The 21,787-nt window shown below is 69.0% G+C and carries 3 protein-coding genes; all 3 read right to left on the bottom strand.

Translation table 11 applies throughout. The features are described from left to right. Positions 1 to 19 precede the first annotated feature (19 nt). Genes LDJ84_RS17335 through LDJ84_RS17345 form a run of 3 tightly spaced genes read right to left on the bottom strand, consistent with a single transcriptional unit; the run spans position 20 to position 21,713 of the window. Positions 20 to 994, bottom strand: coding sequence for an alpha/beta hydrolase (locus LDJ84_RS17335; RefSeq protein WP_024764721.1), 975 nt, complete (start codon positions 992 to 994; stop codon positions 20 to 22). Continuing rightward, positions 991 to 8,922 carry a non-ribosomal peptide synthetase gene (locus tag LDJ84_RS17340; RefSeq protein WP_226045113.1) on the bottom strand — a complete coding sequence of 2,644 codons (7,932 nt, stop codon included), beginning with the start codon at positions 8,920 to 8,922 and terminating at the stop codon, positions 991 to 993. The genes LDJ84_RS17335 and LDJ84_RS17340 overlap by 4 nt, the downstream gene beginning before the upstream one ends. Then, positions 8,922 to 21,713: a non-ribosomal peptide synthase/polyketide synthase gene (locus LDJ84_RS17345; RefSeq protein ID WP_226045114.1), complete on the bottom strand. Its 12,792-nt coding sequence runs from the start codon at positions 21,711 to 21,713 to the stop codon at positions 8,922 to 8,924. Before LDJ84_RS17345 ends, LDJ84_RS17340 begins: the two co-directional genes overlap by 1 nt. Positions 21,714 to 21,787 lie beyond the last annotated feature (74 nt).

A 21,787-nucleotide genomic window follows, 5' to 3' on the forward strand; every position in this document is an offset into this window, starting at 1 on the left:
CTCGCTCCTACAGGGAAGCTCACCAGCGCGCCGCCAGAAACTCCGCCACCCGCCGGTAATACCCGTCGACTTCCGGCACCAGGTTGCCCATCCGCAGGAAGTCATGGGTCATCCCGCAGCAGCGCTCGGCTTCCACCTCCACGCCCTGCGCCACCAGCGCATGGGCGTAGGCCAGGCCTTCGTCCAGCAACGGATCGAATTCCGCGGCCAACAGCAGCGCCGGAGCGCTGCCTTGCAGGGCCGCTCCCGCATGCAACGGCGAGCAACGCCAATCGCGGCGCTGAGAAGCGTCGGGCACGTACTGCTCGTAGAACCAGTCCAGGCTGGCGGTTTCCAGCAGATAGCCTTCGGCGAACAGCTCCTGGGATTCGCTGCGCTTACTGGCATCCGCCGCGGGATAGAACAGCAACTGGGCGCAGGGCTGCTCGACGCCCTCGCCCGCCAGCTCGGCGCAGAGCACCGTGGCCAGGGTGGCGCCGGCGCTGTCGCCGCCCACCGCCAGGCGGCGCGCGTTCAAGCCCAGGCTGGCGGCAGCAGCCAGCAACCAGTTCCAGGCATCGCGGGCGTCGTGGGTAGCCGCCGGGAAAGGCGCCTCCGGTGCCAGTCGGTAGCCCAGCGAAATCACCGAGCAACCACAGTGCTTCGCCAGCAGCCGGCACAAGCCATCGTGGGAATCCAGGCTGCCGACTGTATAGCCGCCGCCGTGGAAATACAGGATCGCCGCGTCGCCCGCCCCGTTTCCGGTGAAAGCGGGCCGATACAACCGTGCGGGCAGTTCACGGCCATCCCGCGCAGGAATCCGCAATGCCTCCACCGGCATCGACGGCGCCCCGGCCTTGAGCGATCCGGACGACGCTTCGAAGTCCTCCCGCGCCTGCCCTACCGGCAGTTCATGCAGTGCCGGACGACCACTGCGGCGGCCCTCGTCGACCATATCGAGAAACGCGGAAATCTCCGGGTGCAGCATGCCGACCTCTGTCATCAATGCGTTCATACCGTGGCCTTTTCCTTGGCGCTTTCGACCTGCGCACAGCAGTGGCCGATCACACCGTCCAGTTCTTCACGCAGCGTCGCCATCAGCGCCTCGATGCGCGACGGGCGGAACACCCGGCGGCTGAACATGCAGCGCAGGGTCAGTTCGCCGTCATAGACCTGGCCGACGATCTCCAGCCAGTTGTTCATCGGCGTGCTGGCGGCGTAGGTGTCGCCGGGCTTCTCCTGCAGCGGCACGAACAGCGCCTGGTCATCGAAGCTCTGGTCGAACTGGCCGAGGTAGTTGAAGGTGACGCGCGGCTCGGCGCGGGCGGCGAGCTGGCGGCGCAGCGCGCTGTCGCCCAGGTAGCGCAAGGCGCCGTAGCCGATGCCCTTGTCCGGTACCGCGCGCAGTTGCTGGCGGATCGTCGGGATGGACTGGGCGTAACCGCCCTGCCCCGGCGTCAGGCGCAGCGGGAACAGGCTGGTGAACCAGCCGAGCGTGCGGCTGTGGTCGACGCTGTCGAGAATGTCCTCGCGGCCATGGCCTTCCAGGCCGATCAGCACCGACTCGCTGTCGCACCACTGGCACAGCGTGCGGCCCAGGGCGGTCAGCAGCAGGTCGTTGATCTGCGTGCGGTAGGCCTCCGGAGCTACCTTCAGCAGGCGCTGGGTCTGCTCGCGGTCCAGGCGCAGGAACGACTGCTCCAGGTGCGCCATGCGCTCGGCGCCGCGCGGGTTGTCGCGCAGCGGCTCGCCCAGGCCGGTGGTGTCGGTCTGCTCCAGCCAGTACGGCAGGTCGGCTTGCGCCAGTTGGCTGTCGGCATACTCGCGCAGGCCTTCGGCCCAGGCGCGATAAGTGCTGGTGCGCTCGAAACGCGGCGCCGGCTCGCCGGTAAGCTGCGCGGCGTAGCGCTGCTGCAACTCCTCCAGCAGGATGCGCCAGGACACGCCGTCCACGCCCAGGTGGTGGATCACCAGCAGCAGGCGCTGGGTGCCATCGGCCATGTCGGTGAGCACGCCGCGCAGCAGACGACCTTCGCTCAGGTCCAGGCTGCGCTGCGCCTGGTTGGCGATCAGCAACGCCTCCTCGGCATTCGCCGCCTGACGCTGCCAGAGCAACGCGCCGGTGATCTCGCTGGCCTCGCAATAGCGCTGGCGCCACACGCCGTCCGCGCCACGGGCGAAGGACAGGCGCAGGCTGCCGTGCTCGGCCAGCAAGCCTTGCAGAGCCGCTTCCAGCGCAGCCGCGTCGAGACGCTGGCGACACTCCAGCAGCACCGCCTGGTTGAAGTGGTTGGGCTCCTCCAGCTGCTGCTCGAACATCCATTGCTGGATCGGCACCAGGCCGAAGGATTCGCCGTCATCGGCGACCGCCACGGCCGCTGTCGGCGCGTCCTCGGCCACGCTCTCGGCGCGCTCCAACAGGCCGGCGATGGTCTGGTACTGCAACAGGTCGCGCAGACGGATTTCCACGCCCTCGCCCAGCGCCTGGCGGGCGCGGGAGACGATCTGCAGGCTGAGGATGGAATCTCCGCCGAGGTCGAAGAAGTTGTCGCGGATGCCGACGCGCTCCACTTGCAGCACATCCTGCCAGATGTCGGCCAGGGCCTGCTCGCGCGCGTTGCGCGGCGCCTCGTAGGCCTCGCCCTGCCAGGTCGGCTCGGGCAGCGCCTTGCGGTCGATCTTGCCGTTGGGCGACAGCGGGAAGCGCGCAAGCTTGAGAATCTGCGCCGGTACCATGTAGTCCGGCACCTGGGCGCGGAGGAAGCTGCGCAACGCGTCGCCTTCCACCTCACCGACCACGTAGCCCACCAGTTGCTTGCCGCTGATACCGTCGCGAGCGACCACCAGCGCCTCACTGACCTGCGGGTGATCCTGCAGGCGCGCCTCGATCTCGCCCAGTTCGATGCGGAAGCCGCGAATCTTCACCTGATGGTCGATCCGGCCCACGTAGTCGATCACGCCATCGGCGCGGCCGCGTACCAGGTCGCCGGAGCGGTACAAGCGCCCGCCGTTCGTATCGAACGGATCGGCGACAAAGCGCTCGGCGGTCAGGCCGGCACGCTCGTGGTAGCCACGCGCCAGGCCGTCGCCGCCGATGTACAGCTCGCCCGCCACGCCCAGTGGAACCTGGCGCAGTTGCTCGTCGAGGATGTACAGCTTGCGCGCGCCGACACCCTTGCCGATGGGGGCATACGCCGCATCGCAGGCCGTGGTGCGGTCCGCTTTCCACAGCAGCGGCGTGACCACGGTTTCCGTGGGGCCGTAGCCATTGATCAGGTGCTCGGCGCGCAGCGCGCGTTTGGCCAGCTCGAAGCTGGCATTGGGCACCGCATCACCACCGAAGCAGTAGATGCGCACCGGCGGCGGGTTGCCGTCACGCAGGGCGTGCTCGGCCAGTTGCTGCAGGTAGACCGGCGGGAAGGCCGCCACGCTCACCTGCTTGTCGTGCAGCACACGGTAGGTCTGCTCCGGCGTCCACAGCTCATCGCCGCGCAGCACCAGGCTGCCGCCGTGCACCAGGGTGGTCAGCCAGCGCTCGTGGGCGCCGTCGAAGGCGAAGGACATGAAGTGCAGCTCGCGGGTCGCCGCGTCCATCCGGTACAGCTCGCCGATGGCCGCGCAGTGCATGGCCAGCGGACCATGACTGACCGCCACGCCCTTGGGCTTGCCGGTGGAGCCGGAGGTGTAGATCAGGTAGGCGAGGTTTTCCGGCTCCAGCGCCACCACCGGCAGGTCGCTGTCTTCGCTAGAAAGATCAAGGCCGTCCAGCTCCAGGCACTGCACCCCTGCCGGCAGCGGCAGGCGTTCGCGCAGGCGGCTATCGGTGATCAGCAGCGCGATGCCGGCGTCACTCATCTGGAATTCCAGGCGCTCGCGCGGGTACTCGGCGTCCAGCGGTACGTAGGCACCGCCGGCCTTGAGCACCGCCAGCAGCACCAACGGAATGCGCACGCTGCGCGGCAGGGCCACGCCGACCCGGATTTCCGGGCCGACGCCCAGCGCCATCAGGCGATGGGCCAGGCGGTTGGAGTCGCGCTCCAGCGCCGCGTAGTCGATCTCCTCGTCGCCACAGATCAGCGCCACCTCATCGCCGCGCAGAGCGGCCTGACGCGCAATCGCCAGATGCACCGGCTCGGCTGGCGGCAGCGACTGGTGCGGGCCACGGCAGGCGGCCAGGGCCGCGCGGTCATCGGCGGACAGGCACTGCAGCTCGCCGACGCGCTTGCCGGCGCCGTGCAGCAGGCTGTCCAGCACCTGTTCCAGGTTGCCGCGCAGGCGCGCCACGGCCGGTGCGCTGAAGTGCGCGCGCAGGTACTGGTACTCGATCTCCAGCCTGTCGCCGACGCGCACCGCGAGGTCCATCGGAATGCTGGTCTCGTCCTTGGATTTCAGCTCGCCGAAACGCGGGCCCTGGGCGCTGCGCAGCACTTCGTCGACCGGGTAGTTCTCGAACACGATGATGCTGTCGAACAGCGCCTGCCCGGCCTGGCCGGCCCAGCGCTGGATGTCGTACAGCGGCGTGTGCTCGAACTCGCGCACGTCCAGGTTGTAGGCCTGCAGCTCACGCAGCCAGTCACCCAGATCGGCCTGTTCGGCCGGCGCCTGGACGATGGGCAGCGTGTTGATGAACAGGCCCAGCAGGCTGTCGGCACCGGCCAGTTGCGCCGGGCGCCCGGCCACGGTGGCGCCGAAGGCCACGCGCTGCTGGCCAGTGTAGCGTTGCAGCAGGAGAATCCACGCCGCCTGCACCAGGGTGTTCAGCGTCACCCGCTGGCTACGGGCGAAGGCTTTCAGGCGTTCGGTGGCCGCCGCGTCGTAGCGGCTGTATTCCAGGCCGTGGCCGCTGCCTTCGGCCGGGCGCGCCAGGCTGTCGGCCAGCACGGTGGGCTGGGCGAAGCCTTGCAGGCGCGCGCCCCAGAAGTCCTGGGCCTGCTGCGGGTCCTGGGCTTGCAGCCAGTGGATGTAGTCGCGGTAGCGGCCCTGCTCGGCGATGCTTTCGCCGTTGTAGCGGCGCAGGGCTTCGGCGAACAGCTGGGCGTTGCTCCAGCCGTCGAGCAGGATGTGGTGGTGGGTGTAGACCAGCTGGTGGCTGTCCTCGGTGCTGCGCACGAGCACCAGGCGCAGCAGCGGCGGACGCTCCAGGTCGAAGCTGCGGCTGCGTTCGGCGGCAGCCAGCTCGTCCAGTGCTGCATCCATGTCCTCGCGGCCACGCCAGTCCAGGACTTCCAGCGGCAGCTCGACACGTTTGTGCACGGCCTGAAGCGGCTTATCGAGGCCCTGCCAGTGCACGCCGGCGCGCAGGTTGTCATGGGCATCCAGCGCAGCCTGCCAGGCGCCGCGGAAGCGCTCGACGTCCAGCCCCTGCACTTCCACGCGCAGCTGGTTGACGTAGACGCCCCCCTCGCTGCCGTCCACGCCGTGGAACAGCATGCCCTGCTGCATGGGCGACAGCGGATAGAGGTCTTCGATCTCGTCGGGGTTCAGACCGAGCGCGGCCAGTTGGGCGGCATTCGGTGCCTCTATCTGAGCCGCGGCAACTGGCACCTCGGCGTGCACCATGTCACCGGCCACACGGGCCAGTGCCTGCAGCGTCTGGTGCTGGAACAGGTCCTTCGGGCTCAGCTGCAACCCGGCGGCACGCGCGCGGCTGACCACCTGGATGGAAACGATGGAGTCGCCGCCCAGTTCGAAGAAGTTGTCGTCCAGGCCGACCCGTTCCAGGCCCAGCACCGCGCACCAGATGGCCGCCAGGGTCTGCTCGCGCTCGCTCTCCGGCGCGCGGTAGCTTTTCTGCAGCAGACTGAAGTCTGGTTCCGGCAGGGCCTTGCGGTCCAGCTTGCCGTTGGGCGTGAGCGGCATGCGCTCCAGCAGGACGATCTGCGCCGGGACCATGTAGTCCGGCAGCTCTTCCAGCAGCGCGGCACGCAGGTCGGTATCGATCTGCCCGGTGACGTAGCCGACCAGTTGCTTGACCTGCCCCGCATCGCGAGCGATCACCACTGCCTCGCGCACGCCGGGTTGGCCGAGCAGGCGCGACTCGATCTCGCCCAGTTCGATACGGAAGCCGCGAATCTTCACCTGGTGGTCGAGGCGGCCGAGGTACTCCAGCACACCATCTGCCCGCCAGCGCGCCAGGTCGCCGGTGCGGTACATGCGCCGGCCTGGCTGGCCGTATAAACCAGCGTAGGGATCAGCGACGAAGCGCTCGGCGGTCAGCTCGGGGCGCCCATGGTAGCCGCGCGCCAGGCCGTCGCCGGCAATGTACAGCTCGCCGGCCACGCCAATGGGCGCCGGCTGCAGTTCGCCGTCGAGGATATACAGCTGGGTGTTGGCGATAGGCTTGCCGAGCAGTGCGCGGGCGCCCTTGTCGATCTTCCAGGCCGCCGACCAGATGGTGGTTTCGGTGGGGCCGTAGAGGTTCCAAAGAGCCTCGGTCTGCGTGGTGAGCTTGTCCGCCAGCTCGGCGGACAACGCCTCGCCGCCGCAGAAGAAGCGGCAACCATTCAGGCGCGGGAAGTCGTCGTGGCCGCTGAGCAGCGTCCAGGTGCTCGGCGTCGCCTGGATCACCGTCACGCCCTGCTCCAGTGCCACGCCCAGCAGGCGCGCCGGGTCGCGGGCGACGTCGCGGTCTACCAGAACCACGCGGCCGCCGACCAGCAGCGGCAGGTACAGCTCCAGCGCGGAAATATCGAAGGACAGCGAGGTGAGCGCGAGCACGCGGTCCCGCGCATCCAGGCCCGGTTCGCTGGCCATGCTGAGCATGAAGTTGACCACCCCGCCGTGGCGCACCGCGACGCCCTTGGGCTTGCCGGTGGAGCCGGAGGTGTAGATGAGGTAGGCGAGATCGTCCGGGCGAGCGAGGTTGTGCAGATCGCTGTCGGCGTAGCCTTCCAGTTGTGCCCAGTCGCGGTCCAGGCAGAACGCGCGGGCGCCGGTCTGCGGCAGCTCGCCGAGCAGGTGCTGCTGGGTCAGCAGCAGGCGCACGTCGCCGTCGTCGAGCATGTGCGCCAGGCGTTCGGCGGGGAATTCCGGGTCCAGCGGCACGTAGGCGCCGCCGGCCTTGAGCACGGCGAGCAAAGCCACCGGCAGTTCGACGGAGCGCTCCAGCGCCACGCCGATGCGGCTGTCCGGGCCGACACCCTGCTCACGCAGCCAGTGCGCGAGGCGATTGGCGCGGCTGTTCAGCTCGGCGTAGCTGAAGCTGCGCTGGCCATCGGTCAGCGCGATGTCGTTCGGCGTGCGCGCCGCCTGCTGCTCGATCAGTTGGTGCAGGCAGGCATCGCGCGGATACTCCACGTCGGTGGCGTTCCAGCCGTAGAGCAATTGTTCACGCTCGCGGCCATCGAGCAACGGCAGGCGCGCGACCGGGCAATGCGGATCGGCGACGATACCGCGCAGCAGGTTGAGGAAATGCCCGCAGAGGCGTGAGAGGGTCGCCTCATCGAACTGGTCGGTGGCGTACATGAACTGCCCGCGCACCTGGCCGTCGCGGCTTTCCTCGGTGTTCAGGGTCAGGTCGAATTTGGCGATGCCGCTGTCCAGCTCCAGGCTTTCCAGCTGCAGGCCGCCGGGCAGCTCGCGCAGGGTATCGCGGCGGCTCGGCTGGTGGTTGCAGGCCACCTGGAACAGCGGGTTGTAGCTCAGGCTGCGCTCGGGCTGCAGCGCATCCACCAGTTGCTCGAAGGGCAGGTCCGGGTTGGACTGGGCGCCGAGCACCGCTTCACGGGTGCGGGCCAGGAAGGCGTTGAAGGATTCGTCGCCATCGATGCGTGCCGTCAGCACCTGGGTGTTGACGAAGAAGCCGATCAGCCGCTCACTCTCGGCACGGCCACGGCCGGCAATGGGCACGCCGACGCGCAGCTCGCGCTGGCCGCTGTAGCGCGACAGCAGCAGCTGGTACGCAGCGAGGATCAACATGAACAACGTGGCGCCCTGCCCTCGCGCCAGGTCGCGCAGCGCTTCGCTCAGCTCGCGAGGCAGCTCGAAGTCGAAAGTGGCGCCGCGATAACTCTGCACCAGCGGACGCGGCCGGTCGCCCGGCAGGGTCAGCAGCAGCGATTCGTCGCCCAACTGCTCCTTCCAGTACGCCAGTTGCCGCTCGCCCTCGCCGGCCGCCAGCCACAGGCGCTGCCAGCGGGCGATGTCGCTGTACTGGATCGGCAGCTCGGCCAGGTCGGCTTTCGCGCCTTGCACCTCGGCGCTGTACAGCACCGCGAACTCGTCAATCAGTACCCCGATGGACCAGCCGTCGGCGATGATGTGATGCAGGTTCACCAGCAGCAGCGCTTCACCCGGCAGTCGCGCCAGGTGCAGGCGCAGCAGCGGGCCTGCGGCGAGGTCGAAGGAACGCTGCGCACAATCGTTAAGCCATTGCCGCGCCTCGGCTTCGCTACCGAAATCCTTCGCCTCCAGCTGCGCCGACCCAGGCGGCAGGATGCACTGCATCACCGCGCCATCTGCCGCCATACCCGGCCCACCTTGCGGCGGATGACGCTGCGCGTCATTCGCCCTACCAGAGCGGTCCTCTGCCGAGCGCAGAACCTCGTCATCCGGCTCCCGTAGGGCGCATAACGCGCCAGCGTTATCCGCCGAGGCATGGTGCCCAGGCTGTGCCGTGCGGAACACGGTGCGCAGGCTTTCATGGCGCGCGATCAGCGCGGTGAAGGCACGCTCCAGCGCGCCTTCGTCCAGCGTGCCGCGCAGGCGTACGGCGGCCGGGATGTTGTAGGCGGCGCTGTGCGGCTCCATCTGCCAGAGGAACCACAGGCGCGCCTGGGCCGCCGACAGTGGCGCGTGTTCGCGCCCCTCGCGGAGGATCGGCAGGCGCGACAGGCTCACGCCCTTCTCGCGAAGCTGGCGCAGGAAGACGATCTGTTTGTCCTCGGAGAGCGCGCCAAGGCGCTCCGCGACCTGCTTCAGCTGAGCGTCCATCGGGTGGGTCATTACAGGTTCTCCAGCTCGCCGAGCAGTTCGTCCATCAGGTCCAGTTCCTCTTCCGCACTGGCGGAGCTCGCGCGCTGGGCTTCGATCCAGGCGGCCAGCGCCTCGATATTGCTCAGCTCGAACAGGCGATGCAGCGGCAACTCAAGGCCCAGGCGCTGACGCAGGGTCAGGCCGACCTGGGTGAGCAGCAGCGAATGGCCGCCCAGCTCGAAGAAGTCGTCGTGCAGACCGACGCGATCCACTTGCAGCACGTGCTGCCAGATACCGGCCAGCTCGACTTCCAGGTCGCTGCGCGGCGCCACGTACTCGCGCTGGCTCGCGCCCAGTTGCGGGTCCGGCAGGGCCTTGCGGTCCAGCTTGCCGTTGGGCGACAGCGGCATGGCGTCGAGGGCGATGATCCGCGACGGCACCATGTAGTCCGGCAGCTCGCCTTGCAGCGCCTGGCGCAGGGCTTCAGGCTCGGCGCTGGCGACCACGTAGGCCAGCAGCACACCGTCCTTCGCCACCACCACCGCTTCGCTGACCTCCGGCTGCACTTGCAGGCGCGCCTCGATCTCGCCCAGCTCGATGCGCAGGCCGCGAATCTTCACCTGGTGGTCGAGGCGGCCGAGGTACTCGATGGCACCGTCTTCGCGCTGGCGAGCCAGGTCCCCGGTGCGATAGAGGCGTTCGCCGCTCCCAAAGGGATCAGCGACGAAGCGCTCGGCGGTCAGACCGGGGCGCGCGTGGTAACCGCGCGCCAGGCCGACGCCGCCGATGTACAGCTCGCCGGCCACGCCCTGCGGCACCGGCTCCAGGCGCTCGTCCAGCAGCACCAGGCGCAGGTTGTCGATGGGCCGGCCGATGGGCACCACGTGCCGCGCGTTGGCATCAATGCAGGCCCAGAAGCTGACGTCGATCGCCGCCTCCGTCGGGCCGTAGAGGTTGTGCAGTTTCGCGCTGCTGCGCTGACGGAACTGCTGTTGCAGATCAAAGGGCAGCGCCTCGCCGGAGCACATCACCTGCAGCAGCGAGGTGCAGCGCTCCAGTTCGCCGGAAGCGACGAAGGCCTGCAGCATCGACGGCACGAAGTGCAGCGTGGTGACCCGCCCCGCCTCGATCACCCGGCGCAGCGCCGACGGGTCGCGGTGCGCACCGGGCGCGGCGACCACCAGCGCCGCACCGGTCATGAGCGGCCAGAAGAACTCCCACACCGACACGTCGAAGCTGAACGGGGTCTTCTGCAACACGCGGTCGGAGGCATCCAGCGCGTAGGCTTTCTGCATCCAGTGCAAGCGGTTGACCAATGCGCGATGGCTGTTGCCGGCGCCCTTGGGTTTACCGGTGGAACCGGAGGTGTAGATGAGGTACGCAAGGTTCTGCGGGCTGCCTTGGATGACGGGGTTCTGCTCGGAAGCCGTGGCGATTTCGCTCCACTGGCTGTCCAGGCACAGGGTTTTCGCAGCCGTCTGCGGCAGGCGTTCCAACAGGTATTGCTGGGTCAGCAGAAGATTGACGCCGCTGTCGCCCAGCATGTGTTGCAGGCGGTCCTGCGGGTAGTCCGGGTCCATCGGCACATAGGCGCCGCCGGCCTTGACGATGCCCAGCAGGGCCACCACCAGCTCCACCGAACGCTCTGCGGCCACACCGACCAGTACGTCCGGGCCGACACCCTGGCCGCGCAGCCAGTGCGCAAGCTGGTTGGCGCGGGCGTTGAGCTGGGCGTAGCTCAGGCGCTGTCCGCCGAATTGCAGGGCCAGCGCATCCGGGGTCGCGGCAACCTGGCGTTCGATCAGCTCCTGCAGCTGCACGTCTGCCGGGAATGTCGCCTCGGTGTCGTTGAAGCGTTGCAGCAGCGCGTTGCGCTCCGCGTCGGCCAGCTGGCTGACGCGACCCAGCGGGCGCTCGGCGTCTTCCACCAGAGCCAGCAGCAGGCGCTCGAAGTGGCCGCGCAGCTGTTCGATCTGGCTCGCGCTGAAGCGGTCGGCACGGTAGGTGTAGCGCACGTCCAACTGCTCGCCGGCACTGGCCACCAGGGCCAGGGCGTAGTTGGTGCCGTCCACCGGGCGATGGCCGAGGATGCGCAGCTCATCGTTCGCGGACGACGACAGCGCCGCGTCCATGGGGAAGTTCTCGAACACGATGAGGCTGTCGAACATTGCCTGCCCGCCACGGCCGGCCCAGCGCTGGATGTCGTACAGCGGCGTGTGCTCGAACTCGCGCACGTCGAGGTTGAAGGCCTGCAGCTCGCGCAGCCAGTCACCGACGCGCTGGGCGTCGTCCGGGGTCTGCAGGATCGGCAGGGTGTTGATGAACAGGCCGAGGCTTTCCTCCGCCCCCGGCAGGGTCGCCGGGCGACCGGCAACGGTGGCGCCGAAGGTCACGCTGCGCTGGCCGCAATAGCGTTGCAGCAGCAACGCCCAGGCGCCCTGCACCAGGGTGTTGAGGGTGATGCGCTGGGCCTGGGCAAAGCGTTGCAGCGGCGCCGAGTCGAGACGGCTGTGCAGCTCGCGCAACGGTTCCTCGCGGAAGCTCGCGTTGCAGGCGGTGGCCAGCAGGGTCGGCTCCTCGAAGCCCTTCAGGCGTTCGCGCCAGAAGGTTTCACCGACGGTGCCGTCCTGGGCGTGCAGCCAGCCGATGTAGTCGCCGTACTGCGCGGCGGGCGCCGGCAGCGACTCGCCACGGTAGAGGGCGAGCACTTCGCCGATCAGCCGCGCGCTGCTCCAGCCGTCCAGCAGAAGGTGGTGACAGGTCCAGATCAGGTGGTAGCGGCGCTCACCGAGACGCACCAGCGCCAGGCGTTGCAGCGGCGGCTGGGCCAGGTCGAAGCCCAGGTTGCGCTGGGCGTCGGCGACGCTTTCCAACTGCTGCTCGCTGAGCTGCTGGTCGCGCCAATCGAAGGACTGCACCGGCAACTGCACCTCACGCAGGACGAACTGCAACGGCGCCGCATCCGCACTGGCGAGGAAGCCGGTGCGCAGGTTGGCGTGGCGGACGATAACCGCGCGCCAGGCGTCGAGGAAGCGGGCTTCATCGAGGCCGTCAAGATCGACGCGCAGCTGGTTGACGTAGAGCGAAGAGCCCGGCACGTCGAGGGCGTGGAACAGCATGCCCTGCTGCATCGGCGACAGCGGATAGAGGTCTTCCACGCCGGCCGGCAGCGGCAGTGCATCGAGCTGTGGCTGGTCGAGGCCGAGCAGCGGCAGTTCGCTGGCTTGCAGCGGGAGTGGCGTATTCAGGCAATAAGCGACCAGCGCCTGCAATTCGGCGCGCAGCAGCGCTTGCAGCTCGTCGATGTCGGCAGCGTCGAACATGAAGCGGCTGTAGGTGACTTCCAGGCTCAGCTCACCGCCCAGCACGCGGCCGGCGTAGACCAGTGCATTGCCTAGCGCCGCATTCAGCGGTTGGCTGCGGCCGACGCCTTCGAAGGCCGGCAGGAAGTCGGCGTCGGCAAACGCCTGGTCGAGCTGGCCGAGGTAGTTGAAGGTGACCTGCGGCGCCGGCAGGTCACGCAGGCTGGCCGCGTGCTGGCTGAGATAGCGCAGTTGGCCGTACCCCATGCCGGCGCGCGGCAGGTTGCGCAGGTGTTCGCGGGTGGCGCGCAGGTCCGCGCCCGGCTCGCCGCCGGCTTGCAGGCGCAGCGGATACAGCGCGGTGAACCAGCCCACGGAACGGCTCAGGTCCAGCGCCGCTTCGCCATCGAAGGCATCCCGGCCGTGGCCTTCCATCTCCACCAGCGCGGAGGTTTCGCCGGTCCAGGCGCACAGCGCGCGGGCCAGCGCGGTCAGCAGCAGGTCGTTGATCTGCAAGCGCTGCGCCTTCAGTGCCGGGCCGAGCAGTTGGCGGGTGGTGTCGGCATCAAGGCTGAAGCGCGCGTTGGTGGCCTCCTTCCAGGTGGCCGGGGCGTCGCTGCGCGCGCGGTTCAGACGCGGCGCATCGCGCAGTTCGGCCTGCCAGTAGTCGAGCTCGGCGGCGGCGTTATTGACGGCCGCCTGCTGGCGAGCGCTCCAGGCCTGGTAGCTGTCGCTGCGTGGCAACGCGGCGGGCGTGCGGCCGGCGCGCAGTTCGCGGTAGGCGTACTGCAGGTCTTCCAGCAGGATGCGCCAGGACACACCATCCACCGCCAGGTGATGGATCACCAGCAGCAGGCGTTCGCCGCCGCTTTCCAGCGTGACGTGCATGGCGCGCAGCAGCGGGCCGTTGGCAATATCCAGGCTGGCCTGGGCGTCGTCGCACAGGCGCTCCAGGGTGCGAGCGTCGGCGGCGCGGCGGCGCCACAGGAGGGTCATGTCCAGCGCACCCTGTTCAGCGTAACGCTGGCGGCTGCCGTCGAAGCGCAGGCGCAGTGCGTCGTGCTGGCCGACCAGCCAGTGCAGCGCGCGGGCCAGTGCGTCGCTGTTCAACGCTTCGCGTGGTTGCAGCAGCAGCGCCTGGTTCCAGTGGTGACGCTGGGCGCTCGGTACGCGTTCGAAGAAGCGCGCCTGCACCGGCGACAGGGCGACCTCGCCAGTGACGGCGGCCATCGGCGCGGGCGCCGCAGCGGCAGCCGGCGCGCGGCTTTCCAGCCACTGCGCGAGCTGGCGGACGCTCTGCCGCTCGAAGAGCTGTTTCGGGCTGAGCTTGTAACCCAGCTTGCGGATGCGCGCGATGATCTGCAGGCTGAGGATGGAGTCGCCGCCCAGCTCGAAGAAGTTATCCTCGGCGCCAACGCGCTCGACCTTCAGCACCGCCTGCCAGATGTCGGCGATGCGCTGTTCGAGTTCGGAGAGCGGTGCGCTGTCCAACGGTTTGGCAGCCATTTCGACACGCGGCAGGGCCTTGCGGTCCACCTTGCCGTTGGCGTTCAGCGGCAGGCGTTCCAGCAGCATCAGTTGGGCCGGCAGCAGGTATTCGGGAACTTCGGTGGCCAGGCTTTCACGCAGACTTTCAACGCTCTGCCCTTCAGCCACGGCCCAGGCCAGCAGCCTCATCGGGCCGTCGCCCTCACGCTCGGCCAAGGCCACGGCATCACGCACGCCGGGCAGGCGCTTGAGCGCCTGCGCCAGTTCGCCCGGCTCGACGCGGTAGCCACGGATTTTCACCTGGTCATCGACGCGGCCGAGGAATTCCACGGCGCCGTGACGGTTCAGGCGCACACGGTCGCCACTGCGGTACAGGCGCTCCCCCTCGATCTCCACGAAGCGTTCGGCCGTCATTTCCGGCTGGCCGAGGTAGCCCAGTGCCAGGCCGGCACCGCCGATGTACAGCTCGCCCGGTACGCCCGGCAGCAGGTCACGACCATGCTCGTCGAGCACGCGGATGGCGGTGTTGGCCAACGGCGTACCGATGGGCAGGCTGGCCGCCGGCAGATCATCCACCAGCGACCATTCGTGGGTCAGAGCGCCCACGGTGGACTCGCTGGGGCCGTAGTGGTTGACGATGCGCAGCTTGGGCGAGAGCTCGCGCAGCGCTTGCAGCAGCGCGCGGTCGCAGGCTTCACCGCCCACCACCAGCAGGCGGCGCGGTAGCACGGCAGCAGCATTCGGTGCGGCCGCCAGCAAACCGGCGAGATGGCTGGGGACGATCTTCAGCACGTCCACGTCCTGCATGAACGCGGCGAAGCGTTCGGCATCCGCCACCGCCTGGGCATCCGCCAGGTGCAGGCGGCCACCGCCGCACAGCGCGCCGAACAGCGTGGTGTGGCCGAGGTCGGCAGCCACCGAGGAAACCATCGCCATGCCCAGCCCCTGGGCGCGGCCCTGGTCCAGTTGCAGGCGTTCGAGCACGGCCTGCACGTAGTTGGCCAGCGCGCCGTGGCTGACGCGCACGCCCTTGGGCTGGCCGGTGGAGCCGGAGGTGAAGATGACGTAAGCGGCCTGCTGCGGATCGATGCGCCGAGCAGGCGCGGCGGCACTGCCCTGCTCTGGGCCGCCGAACGGGATCAACGTGGCGGCTTCACCGAAGGTTTCCAGCAGCGCAGCCTCACTCACCAACACGCGGCCGATGCCGTTGTCGGCGAGCAACTGGCGCAGGCGCTCGGCCGGCTGCGCCGGGTCCAGCGGCACGTAGGTGGCGCCAGCCTTGAGCACGCCCAGCAGCAGGAGCACCCACTGCGCGCTGCGCTCCTGGCAGATGGCGACGCACTCGACCGGCTCCACGCCGCTGCCAATCAGCACATTGGCCAGGCGGTTGCTGCGCGCATCCAGTTCCGCATAGCTGTAGCGCACGCCCTCATCCTGCACCGCGATGGCGTCCGGTTGCGCGACGACCTGCGCGGCAAACAGGCCGAGCACATCCTGTTGCGGCCACTGGCGCGCCTCGCCACGGCGGCGCGACGCCACCGGGCGCGGCAGCTCACCGAGGGCGCGCTGCGGCTCGGCGCACAGCTGGCGCAGCAGCGTTTCGAACTGGCTGGCGATGACGGCGACGCTGGCATCAAGGAACAGGTCGCGGGCATAGACGAAGCTGCCGCGCAACTCATCGCCCGGCTGGCCGTTGGCGTCCAGCGCCTCGGCCATGTCCAGGGCCAGGTCGAAGCGCGCGCCGTACTGCTCTTCGCTGAACAGTTCCAGCTTCAGCGCGCCGGCATCGGGCAGGCGGCTGACGTCGAAGCCGAAGTTGAACTTCACCTGCACCAGCGGGTTGTAGGCCAGGCTGCGTTCGGGTTGCAGCGCTTCCACCAGTTGTTCGAACGGCAGGTCCTGGTTCGCTTGCGCGCCCAGCGCCAACGGCTTGAGGCGGGCCAGTAGCGCGGCGAAGGATTCGTCGTCGGTGAGTTGGAACGGCATCACCTGGGTGTTGACGAAGAAGCCGATCAGCCCTTCGGTTTCCAACTGCTGGCGGTTGGCAATGGGCACCGCGATGCGCAGGTCGCGCTGGCCGCTGTAGCGCTGCATCAGCACGGCATAGGCGCCGAGCAGCAGCATGAACAGGGTGACATCCTGCTCGCGGGCCAAGTGCTTGAGGCGTGCACCGAGGCCGGCATCCAGGCTGAAGCCGAGGCTGCCGCCGCGGTAGCTCTGCACCGCCGGGCGCGGGTGGTCGGCGGCCAGTTCCAGGACCGGTGTGTCCTGGCTGAGTTGCTCGGTCCACCAGTTCAGCTGACGCCGGCCCTCCTCGCCCGCCAGCAGCTCGCGCTGCCACTGGGCGTAATCGGCGTACTGCACCGGCAGCGCCGGCAATTGCAGTGCCTCGCCGGCAGCGAAGGCGCCGTAGAGGCGGCTGAATTCGTCCACCAGTACGCGGATCGACCAGCCATCGGAGACGATGTGGTGCATCGTCAGCAGCAGCACGTGGTCGGCGTCGGCCACTTCTTTTGGAGACAATCGCATCAGCGTGAGACGCAGCAGCGGGCCGTTGCGCAGGTCGAACGGGCGCTGTGCTTCCACCTCGGCCAATCGACGGGCGGCAGCTTCGGCGTCTTTTTCAGCGGACAGGTCGACCCGCGCCAGCTCCAGCGGCTGGGCCGGCTGGATGCGTTGGAAGGCCTGGCCGTCCACTTCATCGAAGGTGGTGCGCAGGGTTTCGTGGCGCGCCACCAGGGCATCGAAGGCACGGCGCAGCGCGGACTCATCCAGCTCGCCGCGCAGGCGCAGGGCGCCCGGCACGTTGTAGGCGGCGCTGGCCGGCTCCATCTGCCAGAAGAACCACAGGCGGCTCTGCGCGGCGGACAGCGGCAGGTCGCCGTCGCGGGCCATGGCACGCAGTTGCGGGCGGGCGCTTGGGCTCAGCGCACTGAGCCGGGCGACGAATTCGTCCAGGCGGCTGGCCTCGAACAGATCGCGCAGCGGGACTTCGCAACCCAGGTCGCGGCGCAGGCGGGAGATGACTTGCGTGGCCAGCAGCGAGTGGCCGCCCAGCTCGAAGAAATCATCCTCGCGGCCGATGGCCGGCACGCCGAGCACTTCGGCCCAGACGGCGGCGACACGGCTTTCCAGGCCCTCGCGCGGGGCTTCGGTTGTGCTGGCGGCGTCCCGTGGCTCGGGCAGCGCCTTGCGGTCGATCTTGCCGTTGGCGTTGAGCGGCATTTCGGCAAGGACGAGGATGCGCGACGGCACCATGTACTCCGGCAGTTGCGCACGCAGCGCGGCTTTCAGGATGTCTTCGGCGACGCCTTCGCCCGTCACGTAGCCCAGCAGGCGCTTGCCACGTTCGCTGTCACGGGCGATCACCGCTGCTTCGCGCACGCCGGGCAGCGCGCGCAGGCGGGCTTCGATCTCGCCCGGCTCGATACGGAAGCCACGGATTTTTACCTGCTGGTCGACGCGGCCGAGGTAGTCCAGCGCGCCGTCTTCACGCCAGCGCACGCGGTCGCCGCTGCGGTACAGGCGCAGGCCGTCGGCGTAGGGGTCGGCGACGAAGCGTTCGGCGGTCATTCCGGCGCGCTGGTGGTAGCCGCGGGCGAGGCCGTGGCCGCCGATGTACAGCTCGCCGGCCACGCCGCGCGGCAGCGGCTGCAGGCGGTCGTCGAGGATATACAGGCTGCGTTCGCCGACCACTTCGCCGATGGGCGCATACGCCGCGCCGCACGCCGTGCGCGCATCCGCCTTCCAGAGCATCGGGGTGACCACGGTTTCGGTGGGGCCGTAGCCGTTGATCAGGTGTTGCGGTTTCAGCGCCTGGTGCGCCAACTGGTACGCCGCTTCCGGCACCGCGTCGCCGCCGAAGCAGTAGATGCGCATGCTCGGCGCGTGACCGTGGATCGTCGCTTGTTCGGCCAGCTGTTGCAGGTAGGCCGGCGGGAAGGCGGCGACGGTCACTGCATGACGGCGCAGCTGTTCCAGTGTCTGCTCGGCGGTCCACAGGGCGTCGTTGCGGATCAACAGGCTGCCGCCGTGGGACAGCGCGGTGAGCCAGCGCTCATGGGCGCCGTCGAAGGCGAAGGACATGAAGATCAGTTCGCGATCGTCGCTGGTCATCGCGTAGCGCTGGCCGATGGCGCGGCAGTGCGCGGCGATCTCGCCGTGGGCGACGGCAACGCCCTTGGGTTGGCCAGTGGAGCCGGAAGTGTAGATCAGGTAGGCGAGGTTCTGCGCCTGGATGCGCAGCAGCGGGCGCACTGCCAGGGCGTTGGCGAGGTCGGCTTCTTCCAGCACCAGGCGCTCGACGCCTTCGGGCAACGGCAGGCGTTCGGCCAGCGCGGCGTTGGTCAGCAGCAGGTCCACACCAGCGTCCTGCATCAGCCAGGCGAGACGCTCCTCGGGATAGTCGACGTCCAGCGGCAGGTAGGCGCCGCCGGCCTTCATCACGGCCAGCAGGGCCAGCGGGATATCCACGCCGCGCGGCAGCGCCACGGCAACCCGGCGTTCCGGGCCGATGCCGCGCTGGATCAGGCGCTGCGCCAGGCGGTTGGAGCGGTCTTCCAGCTCGGCGAAATTCACCTCGCGTTGATCGTCGATCAGCGCGACCTTCGCCGGATAGCGGCGTGCCTGGGCGGCGATGGTCTCGCTCAGCGCCTCGAAGGCCGGCGCATCACCGGCCACGGCGATGCTCCAGTCGCTGGCGGGCAACCAGTCGCGGGCATCAAGCGCGGCGTCGGCATTCATCTGCGGCAAGGCGCGCAACAGGTCGAGGAAGTGCCCGACGAGGCGCTGCATACCAGTGGCGGCGTAGCGCTCCTTCGCGTAGCAGAAGCTCACGCGCAAGGACTGCTCGCCTTCGCGGACGCGCAGCACCAGGTCGAAGGGGGTTTCCAGGTCAAGCTGTTCCAAAGCTTCCACGCTGACGCCCGGCAGGCCGTTGCCGGCGCGCGGCTGCCACTGGTGGTCGAAGGCCACCTGGCACAGCGGATGGCGTCCGTGGCCGCGCTCGGGCTGCAGGGCTTCCACCAGTTGTTCGAACGGCAGGCCCTGGTGCGCCTGGGCTTGCAGCAGGTCGTCGCGCAGTTGGCGGAGCACGCCGCGCAGGCTGGCGCCTTCGGGCAGCTCGCTGCGCAGCACCAGCAGGTTGACGAAGAAGCCGACCAGTCCCTCGCTGTCGAGCTGCTCGCGGCCTGCCTGGGTCAGGCCGATGCGCAGGTCGTGCTGGCCGCTGTAGCGTTGCAGCAGCAGGTTGTAGGCGCTGAGCAGCACCATCGGCAGGGTGGCGCCGTGGGCCTGGGCCAGACCGCGCAGTTTTCCGGTCAGTTCGGCGTCCACTTCGCGCTCGATCAGCTCGGCGCTCTGGCCTTTTTCACCGGTCGCGAACGGTAGCTCCAGCGGCGAATGCTGGGTGCCCAGGCGTTCACTCCACCAGTCCAGCAGGCGCGCGCCCTCACCCGCTTCCAGCTTGTTCTGCTGGGCGGCAGCGAGATCGAGATACTGGCGCGACAGCGCCGGCAGCGCCGGCAGCGCCGGCTCGCGCTGTTCGACGATGGCGCGGTAGCACTCGGCGAATTCGTCCAGCAGCAGGTTCAGCGACCAGCCGTCGGCGATGATGTGGTGCACGCAGAGCAGCAACGCCTGGCGGCCGCCGCCGAGGTTCTGCAGGCGCAGGCGCAGCAGCGGGCCGGCGGCCAGGTCGAAGGGTTGCGAGGCGAAGGCCTCGGCGTCCTCGCGGGCGGCGATGTCTCGGCGGGCGTTGCCCAGAGCACTGAAGTCGCTCTCGGTCAGCTCGACCTGATTCGCGTCGGACAGGCTCAGCGACACCTCGCCGTCGGCCTGTTCGATAAAACGGCTGCGCAGGGTTTCATGGCGACCCAGCAGCATCGCGAAGGCCTGCTCCACCGCGGGGCGGCGCAGCTCGCCGCGCAGGCTCATGCGCCCGGCGATGTGGTAGACGGCGCTTTCCGGTTCCAGCTTCCAGAGGAACCACAGGCGGCGCTGGGCTGGCGACAGCGGCAGCAAACCGTCACGCGGGACCTGCGGCACAGCCTCGACCTGAGTGGTCGGCAGTGCGGCCAGCGCGGCGACGAAGGCGCCCAGCTCCGGCGCTTCGAACAGCAGGCGCAGTTCCACGGCGCGGCCGAGGCGTTCGCGCAGGCGCGCCATCAGTTGAGTGGCCTTGATGGAGTTGCCGCCCAGGGCGAAGAAATTGTCGTCGCGGCGAATCGCCGGCAGCTCTAGCACCTCGCTCCAGAGTGCGGCGATGGCTTGCTCTTCGGCAGTCAGTGCAGCAACCGGCCTGGCGCTGGCGCCATCGCTGATCGGTTCGCCGGCACGCTGGATGGCGTAGGCCTGCAGGCTGCCATCGAGCAGCTGCGCGCGGCACGCCGAGCGCTGCAGCTTGCCGCTGGATGTCTTGGGCAATGCGCCCGGCTCCAGCAGCGCCACCACCAGCGGCGCCTCCTGGAAGGTCTCGGCCACGGCGGCGGAGATGGCTTTCGCCAGCGCCTCGGCGGAGATCAGCTTGCGCACGCTACGGCCGACTTCGGCGGCGATGCCAATGCCATCGCGGCCCTGGTGTTCGATGGCGAAGGCGGAGACGCGACCCTTGCGCACCAGGTCCACCTCTTCTTCCACGCAGCGCTCCAGGTCCTGCGGGTAGAGGTTCTGCCCACGAACGATGAGCATGTCCTTGAGGCGGCCGGTGACGAAGAGTTCGCCGTTGTGCAGGAAGCCCAGGTCGCCGGTACGCAGCCAGGTGCGGCCGTCCTTCTCGACGAAGGTGCGCGCACTGGCTTGCGGATTGCGCCAGTAGCCGAGGGCGACGCTGGGGCCGCTGCTCCAGATTTCACCGACGCGGTCCGGGCCGAGGGTTTCGCCGCTCTGCGGGTCGACCAGCTGCACGTCGTGGTCCGGCTGGGTGCGACCGCAGTTGATCAGCGAGGTACCACGGCCCGGACGGGCGATGTTTTCGCCCAGGGCATTGAGGTCGACCTCCAGCTGCGCAATGCCTTCGCCACGCACGCCGCCGGTGACGAACAGGGTCGCCTCGGCCAGGCCGTAGCAGGCGTAGAAGGACGAGGCATCGAACTGCGCCGGGGCGAACCAGGCGGCGAAGCGTTCCAGGGTGTCCGGGCGGATCGGCTCGGAGCCGGAGAAGGCCACGCGCCATTGGCTCAGGTCGAGGCCTTCCAGTGCGGCCTCGTTGACCCGCTCGCAGCACAGCCGGTAGGCGAAGTCCGGGCCGCCGCTGACGGTGCCGCCGAAGCGGGAGATGGCTTCCAGCCAGCGGCGCGGGCGTTCGAGGAAGTAGCGCGGCGACATCAGCACGCACTCGATGCCGCTGTAGATCGGCTGCAGCAGCCCGCCGATCAGGCCCATGTCGTGGAACAGCGGCAGCCAGCTGACGATCACGTCGTCGTCACCGATGCCGAAACCGTGACGGATCAGGCGCTCGTTGGCGACCAGGTTGCCATGGCTGACCTGCACGCCCTTGGGTGTCGAGGTAGAGCCGGAGGTGTACTGCAGGAAGGCGATGTCGTTGTCGGCCAGTTCCGGCATCTGCCATTCGACGGCCAGCGCCGGGTCGGCCTGGTCCACCGCCAGCAGCAGCGGGCTGTCGCCGTTCTCGCGTTCGCAGGCCGGGCGCAGGGCTTCGATCAGCGTGGAGTCGGTGAGCACCAGGCTGGGTTCTGCGTCGTCGAGGATCGAGCGCAGGCGCGCCAGGTGCTGCGGGCGCACCGATTCCGGCGGATAGGCCGGCACGGCGATGATCCCCGAGTAGAGGCAGGCGAAGAATGCGGTGACGTATTCAGGACCGCTGGGCAATAGCAGCACGGCGCGGTCGCCCTGCTGGCCGTGGCGCAGCATCCAGGCGGCCATGGCGCGGGCGCGCTCGTCCAGCTCGCGGAAGCTGATGGGCTGTTCGACATTCTCGGCGATGAATCGCAGGGCAGTCTTGCGCGGCATTTCGCAGGCGCGTTGCAGCAGGGCCTCGACCAGGTTTCCTGCGGCTTCGTAACGGTCGTTCATGACATCACCTGTTCTGGCGGCGAATGGTGGGTATTCGCCGGGAAAAAATTTTCGGGAATGAACCTGAGCGCGCG

The sequence above is a fragment of the Pseudomonas sp. HS-18 genome (genome assembly GCF_020401845.1).
GTDB classification, from domain to species: domain Bacteria; phylum Pseudomonadota; class Gammaproteobacteria; order Pseudomonadales; family Pseudomonadaceae; genus Pseudomonas; species Pseudomonas nitroreducens.

Coding starts and splice junctions, on each gene's coding strand:
- LDJ84_RS17345 (WP_226045114.1), bottom strand. CDS start 21,713: ATGAACGACCGTTACGAAGCCGCAGGAAACCTGGTCGAGGCCCTGCTG.
- LDJ84_RS17340 (WP_226045113.1), bottom strand. CDS start 8,922: ATGACCCACCCGATGGACGCTCAGCTGAAGCAGGTCGCGGAGCGCCTT.
- LDJ84_RS17335 (WP_024764721.1), bottom strand. CDS start 994: ATGAACGCATTGATGACAGAGGTCGGCATGCTGCACCCGGAGATTTCC.